Source organism: Sandarakinorhabdus oryzae (genome assembly GCF_009733735.1).
GTDB classification, from domain to species: Bacteria; Pseudomonadota; Alphaproteobacteria; order Sphingomonadales; family Sphingomonadaceae; genus Sandarakinorhabdus; species Sandarakinorhabdus oryzae.
The window spans coordinates 1-6,348 of sequence record NZ_WNJP01000158.1 but is presented as its reverse complement, the minus strand read 5'-3'; the positions used below and the strand labels follow the sequence as shown (position 1 = coordinate 6,348).

The 6,348-nt window shown below is 65.8% G+C and carries 5 protein-coding genes; all 5 read right to left on the bottom strand.

All coding sequences use genetic code 11. From position 1 onward, the window contains the following. On the bottom strand, positions 1 to 2,250 hold a 2,250-nt coding region (gene pnp / locus GJ693_RS12935), incomplete at its 3' end, for a polyribonucleotide nucleotidyltransferase (protein ID WP_156256702.1). Positions 2,251 to 2,401: 151 nt separating this feature from the next. Then, a complete protein-coding gene (gene rpsO, locus GJ693_RS12930; protein WP_086115687.1) occupies positions 2,402 to 2,671 on the bottom strand; it encodes a 30S ribosomal protein S15 in 270 nt (89 codons plus the stop codon). Positions 2,672 to 2,675: 4 nt separating this feature from the next. Next, positions 2,676 to 3,587: a tRNA pseudouridine(55) synthase TruB gene (truB, locus tag GJ693_RS12925; RefSeq protein WP_408014581.1), complete on the bottom strand. Its 912-nt coding sequence runs from the start codon at positions 3,585 to 3,587 to the stop codon at positions 2,676 to 2,678. Continuing rightward, a complete protein-coding gene (rbfA, locus tag GJ693_RS12920) occupies positions 3,577 to 4,026 on the bottom strand; it encodes a 30S ribosome-binding factor RbfA (protein WP_156256700.1) in 450 nt (149 codons plus the stop codon). Before rbfA ends, truB begins: the two co-directional genes overlap by 11 nt. A 70-nt stretch (positions 4,027 to 4,096) precedes the next feature. Then, positions 4,097 to 6,348: translation initiation factor IF-2 (infB, locus tag GJ693_RS12915; protein WP_156256699.1), on the bottom strand; the 2,252-nt coding region annotated here is incomplete at its 5' end.

Sequence of the window (6,348 nt, the reverse complement as noted above, 5' to 3'; positions counted from 1 at the left end):
ATCGCCGCCGTCTCGGCGGGGACCACGGTCGTCACGGCGCGGACCACGATCGCCATCACGGCGCGGGCCACGGTCACGGTCGCCGTCCCGGCGGGGGCCACGATCGCCGCGCGGGCCGCGATCATCGCCGCCTTCCCGCGGCGGGCGGGTATCAGGCAGTTCCTCGCCGGTTTCCTGATCAACCAGGCGCATGGACAGCTTCACCTTGCCGCGATCATCGACGCCCAGCACCTTGATCTTGACCTCCTGGCCTTCGCTCAGCACGTCACGGACATTGGCCACACGCTCGTTCTTGATTTCCGAGATGTGGACCAGGCCGTCCTTGGGGCCAAGGAAGTTCACGAAGGCGCCGAAGTCGGCCAGGTTCACCACCTTGCCGGTGTAGATCTTGCCGACTTCCGGTTCGGCGACGATGCCGATAATCCAGTTGCGGGCGGCTTCGATCTGGGCCGGATCGGAGCTGCTGATCTTCACGGTGCCATCGTCTTCGATGTCGACCTTGGCGCCGGTGGTGGCGACGATCTCGCGGATCACCTTGCCGCCGGTACCGATGATGTCGCGGATCTTGTCCTTGGCGACCTGCATCGTCTCGATGCGCGGGGCGTGCGCCGACAGACCTTCGCGGGTGCTGTCCAGCGCCTTGGCCATTTCACCCAGGATATGGGCGCGACCGTCCTTGGCCTGGGCCAGGGCGACACGCATGATCTCCTCGGTGATGCCGGCGACCTTGATGTCCATCTGCAGAGACGTGACACCTTCGCTCGTGCCTGCCACCTTGAAGTCCATGTCACCCAGGTGATCTTCATCACCCAGGATGTCGCTAATCACGGCGAAGTCCTTGCCTTCCAGGATCAGGCCCATGGCGATACCGGCGCACGGGCGCTTCAGCGGCACACCGGCGTCCATCAGGGCGAGGCTGCCACCGCAGACCGTGGCCATCGACGACGAGCCGTTGGACTCGGTGATGTCGGACAGCACACGGATCGTGTAGGGGAACTCTTCCTTGGTGGGCAGCAGCGGATGCAGCGCCCGCCAGGCCAGCTTGCCGTGGCCGATTTCGCGGCGGCCCGGCGCGCCGAAGCGGCCGACTTCACCGACCGAATAGGGCGGGAAGTTGTAGTGCAGCATGAAGCGTTCATAGCGCAGGCCATCGAGGCCATCGATCATCTGCTCCGCATCGGCCGTGCCGAGCGTGGTGGTGACGATGGACTGGGTTTCGCCGCGGGTGAACAGCGCCGAACCATGGGTGCGCGGCAGGAAGCCCACCATCGCTTCGATTGGGCGCACCGTCTTGGTGTCGCGGCCATCGATGCGGCGGCCTTCCTTCAGGATGGCGCCGCGCACGATATCGGCTTCAAGCTTCTTGAACAGCTTGATGGCCTTCATCTGCTCCTGCGGGGTGCCATCGGCGAACACGGCCTTGGCCTTGTCCTTGGCGACGGCCAGCGCGGCCTGGCGCTCGGACTTGCCAGACAGGCGATAAGCGGCGTCGATGTCCTTGCCGATTTCCTTCTTCAGCTTGGTCAGCATCGCCTTGTCGTCGGTGATGGCCATGTCCCAAGGATCCTTGGCGGCCTTCTCGGCGAGGCGGATGATGGCATCGATCACCGGCTGGATGCTGCGGTGGGCAAACATCACGCCGTTCAGCATTTCCTCTTCCGAAAGCTCCTTGGCTTCGGATTCGACCATCATGACGGCGTCGGCGGTGCCGGCGACGACGAGATCGAGGCTGCCGTCCTTCACCTGGGTCTTGGTCGGGTTGAGGATATATTCGCCGTCGACATAGCCAACGCGGGCGCCGGCAATCGGGCCCAGGAAGGGCACGCCCGACAGGGTGAGCGCGGCCGACGCGGCGACCATGGCGAGGATATCGGCCTCGGCTTCGCCGTCATAGCTCAGCACCTGAGCGATCACGTTGATTTCGTTGTAGAAACCTTCCGGGAACAGCGGGCGCACGGGGCGATCGATCAGGCGGCTGGTGAGCGTTTCGTGCTCGGTGGCGCCGCGTTCGCGCTTGAAGAAGCCGCCGGGAATGCGGCCGGCAGCGGAGTATTTTTCCTGGTAGTGCACGGTGAGGGGGAAGAAATCCTGGCCCTCCTTCACCGACTTGGCGGCGGTCACGGCGCACAGCACCACGGTTTCGCCCAGGGTGGCGAGCACGGCGGCATCGGCCTGACGGGCAATGCGGCCGGTTTCCAGGGTCAGCTTGCGGCCGCCCCAGGTGAGTTCTTCTTTGTGGATGGTGAACATTACGTCTCTTTCCCTGGCGACGGGCCCTATTGCCGGTCGCCACAGCTCTGTTTGCCGCCCCTTTTGGCGGCGCCGGCATCGCGAACGCTCATTCGTTCGGGGCCGGATAAACGAACGGCCCCGATGTCGGGGCCGTTCGGCAGGCTGAACCTTACTTGCGCAGGCCCAGCTTGGTGATCAGCGCGGTATAGCGCGCTGCATCCTTCTTCTTGAGATAGTCCAGCAGCGAACGGCGCTTGTTGACCAGAACCAGCAGACCACGACGCGAATGGTTGTCCTTGGCGTGGGTCTTGAAATGCTCGGTCAGGTTGGCGATGCGTTCCGACAGGATGGCGACCTGGACTTCCGGCGAACCGGTGTCGTTGGCGGCGCGGGCATTGCTGCTGATGATTTCAGCCTTCTTTTCGGCGGTCACCGACATCGTGTTACTCCTTCAAGAGGTTGAACCCGCGCAGCACCCGCACCTCGCCCGAATGGGCCTCGACAAGCGCCACGGGAACAGAGCCGAGGCTTGCAAGATAGGTGCCGTTGCTGGCTGGGTGCCCGGGAAGCCTGCGCCCTTGCATGAGCGCCGCCGCTTCGTCTGGCGTGATGGCGAGAGCCGGGATGTCGTCCAGCCCTGCCGTCAGTGGCAGTAGTCCCTGTTCAAGGTGCCGCCCCTGCACCAGTTCGGCCATTTTGTCCAGCGATATTGCCTGATCGAGCCGGAACGGGCCTGACCGGGTGCGCCGCAGCCGGGTGACATGGCCAACGCTGCCGAGCGCGATGGCGATGTCGCGGGCGAGGCTGCGGATGTAGGTGCCCTTGGAGACGAGGCAAGCGAAGCTGGCGCTGTCAGGCGTGGTGGCGATCAGGTCGAGGCGGTGCACGGTGATATGGCGCGTGGCCAGCGACACAGCCTCGCCGGCCCGGGCGAGGGCATAGGCCCGCTTGCCGTCCACCTTCAGCGCCGAATAGGCTGGTGGCACCTGATCGATGGGCCCGGTGAAGTGCGGCAGGATGGCAGCGATCTGTTCGGGCGAGGGCCGCTCGTCGCTGGTTGCCACCACCTCGCCTTCGGCATCCAGGGTGCTGGTCTGGCGGCCGAACTGCACCGTGAAATCATAGCCCTTGGCGGCATCGAGCATGCGGCCAGCAAGCTTGGTCGCCTCCCCCAGCGCGATCGGCAGCACGCCGGTGGCGAGCGGATCCAGCGTGCCGCCATGGCCGATGCGCGGCACCGGCAGGCCGGCGGTTCGCAGCAGGCGCTTGATCGCTGCGACGCCTTGCGCGCTGGTCAGGCCCAGCGGCTTGTCGAGGATGATCCAGCCGCTGAGCGCGGTGGCATCAGTCCTCATCGTCATCCAGGCTGTCGGCCAGGCTCTTCCACGGCCGGGCAGAGGGCTTTTCAGTGGCAAGGTCGCGGGCGATTTCGGGGCGGCGCAGCACAGCGTCGATACGGGCGCCGGCGTCGAAACTGTCGTCCCGGCGGAATGACAGGTCGGGCGTGTATTTGGTGGCGAGCCGGCGCGCGACCTCGCCGCGCAGCCAGCGCGAATGGGTGGCAAGCGCCTTCACCAGCGCATCGTCATCGCCGTTGGAGGCCTTCACGAACACGGTCGCGTGGCGCAGATCGGGCGTGACCCGCACTTCGGAGACAGAGACGATCGTCTGCGCGACCATCGGGTCACGCAAATCGCCGCGCGCCAGGATCTCGGCCAGCGCATGGCGCACCTGCTCGCCGATGCGCTGCAGGCGGATCGGGCGACCCTGGGCGTCGGGGGTGGAACGGACCATGACGAATATCCTCCCCAATGAAGGGCGGCAGTGGTGGGAGCAGGACTGACCTGCTCCCAAGGTGCAACCGTTAAAGGTTGCGTTCCTTCATTTCCACTTCGTAGGTTTCGATGATGTCGCCGGCCTTCACGTCCGACGAATCCGCCAGCGTGATGCCGCACTCCAGGCCGGCCTTCACTTCGGCCACATCGTCCTTGAAACGGCGCAGCGAGGCGATCGAACCGGTGTAGATGATGACATCGTCGCGCATGACGCGGGCGCGCAGGGCCTTCTTGATATAGCCTTCCAGCACGCGCAGACCGGCGGCCTTGCCGGTCTTGCCCGCCTGGAACACGTCCAGCACCTGGGCACGACCCACGACGGTTTCGAAGGCTTCGGGGCCGAGCTGGCCCGCCATGCCGGCCTTAACCTCTTCGATCAGGTCGTAGATCACGTCATAATACTTCAGCGCCACGCCATCGCGCTGGGCGATTTCGCGGGCCTTGGCGTTGGCGCGGACGTTGAAACCGATCACCGGCGCCCCCGAGGCCTTGGCCAGGGTGACGTCGCTTTCGGTGATGCCGCCGGTGGTGGCGAGCAGCACCTTGGCACGGATCAGTTCGTTGCCAACCTTGGACACCGCACCGGCGATGGCTTCGGCCGAGCCTTGCGTGTCGGCCTTGATGACCAGCGGGAATTCCTGGACCTTCTTGGCGCGCAGCACCGAGAACATGTCTTCCAGGTTGGCCGGGCCATTGCCGGCCGTCCGCTTGGCGGTGGCGAGACCGGCCCGATAGTCGGCGACTTCGCGGGCGCGGGCTTCGTTTTCCACGACGGTCACCACGTCACCGGCCTGCGGTACGCCGTTAAGGCCGAGCACTTCGACTGCGGCCGACGGGCCGGCATCCTTCACCTGGGCGCCCTTGTCGTCGACCATGGCGCGCACGCGGCCCCATTCCTGGCCCATCACGAAGATGTCACCGCGCTTCAGGGTGCCGCGCCGCACCAGCACGGTGGCGAGCGGACCCTTGCCCTTGTCGAGCCGGGCTTCGATCACCGTGCCTTCCGCAGCGCGATCGGGGTTGGCCTTCAGTTCGCTGACTTCAGCGAGCAGCAGGATCTTTTCGAGCAGCTCATCAAGGCCGGTCTTCTTGATGGCCGAGATTTCGACGTCCATCACGTCGCCACCCATTTCTTCCACCTGCACGTCCTGCTGCAGGAGCGCAGTGCGGATACGGGCGGCGTCGGCGCCGGGCTTGTCCATCTTGTTGATGGCCACGATCATCGGCACGCCAGCGGCCTTGGTGTGCTGGATGGCCTCAATCGTCTGCGGCATGATGCCGTCGTCCCAGGCCACCACCAGCACCACGATATCGGTAATGCCAGCACCGCGGGCGCGCATCTGCGTGAAGGCTTCGTGGCCCGGCGTGTCGAGGAAGGTGATCTTGTGCTTGTCCTTCGTCGTCACCTGATAAGCGCCGATGTGCTGGGTGATGCCGCCGGCTTCGCCCTTGACCACATTGGTGCCGCGCAGGGCATCGAGCAGGCTGGTCTTGCCGTGATCGACATGGCCCATGATGGTGACAACCGGCGGGCGCGGGGACAGATCCTCGTCCACGTCGACTTCGCCGACCATGCCCTTTTCAACATCGCTTTCCGACACGCGGATGATGTTGTGGCCGAATTCGGTCAGCACCAGCTCGGCGGTGTCTTGATCGATCTCGTCAACCGCGGCTGATGGCACGCCCAGGCGGGCGAGCAGGCGCACGACGTTGCTGGTGCGTTCGGCCATGCGGTTGGCCAGTTCCTGCACCGTGATCATGTCGGGCACGGTCACGTCGCGCACCTGCTTGGGCTGGCTGCCAAGGCGGCCGCGTTCCTTTTCGCGGGCGCGGCGCAGCGCAGCCAGACTGCGCACGCGGGTATTGCCTTCGTCATCCAGCGCGCGGGTGACAGTGAGCTTGCCCGATTTGCGGCGATCGTCGGCAACCTTCAGGCGCGGCGACTTGGGCGCATCCGGCTTGCGGCCCGGGATGATGCGCACGCGCATGCTGTCGTCGTCATCGTCGATGACGTCGGTGGGGATGACCAGGCCGGCTTCCGGTTCCGGATCGGGACGGGTGGCGATCTCTTCCTCGCGCAGGCGCTTTTCCTCGAGGCGGCGGCGCTCTTCCTCTTCGCGCTGGGCACGCTCCTGGTCCTCGCGGATGCGGGCCTCTTCGAGCAGGCGCAGCCGCTCTTCCTCGGCCTGGCGCTGATAGAGCGCGGCCAGTTCGGCCGGCGACATGCGCGGTCGCTGCTGCTGCGGCGGTGCGGCGGCCGGGCGCGCCGGCTGACCAGGGC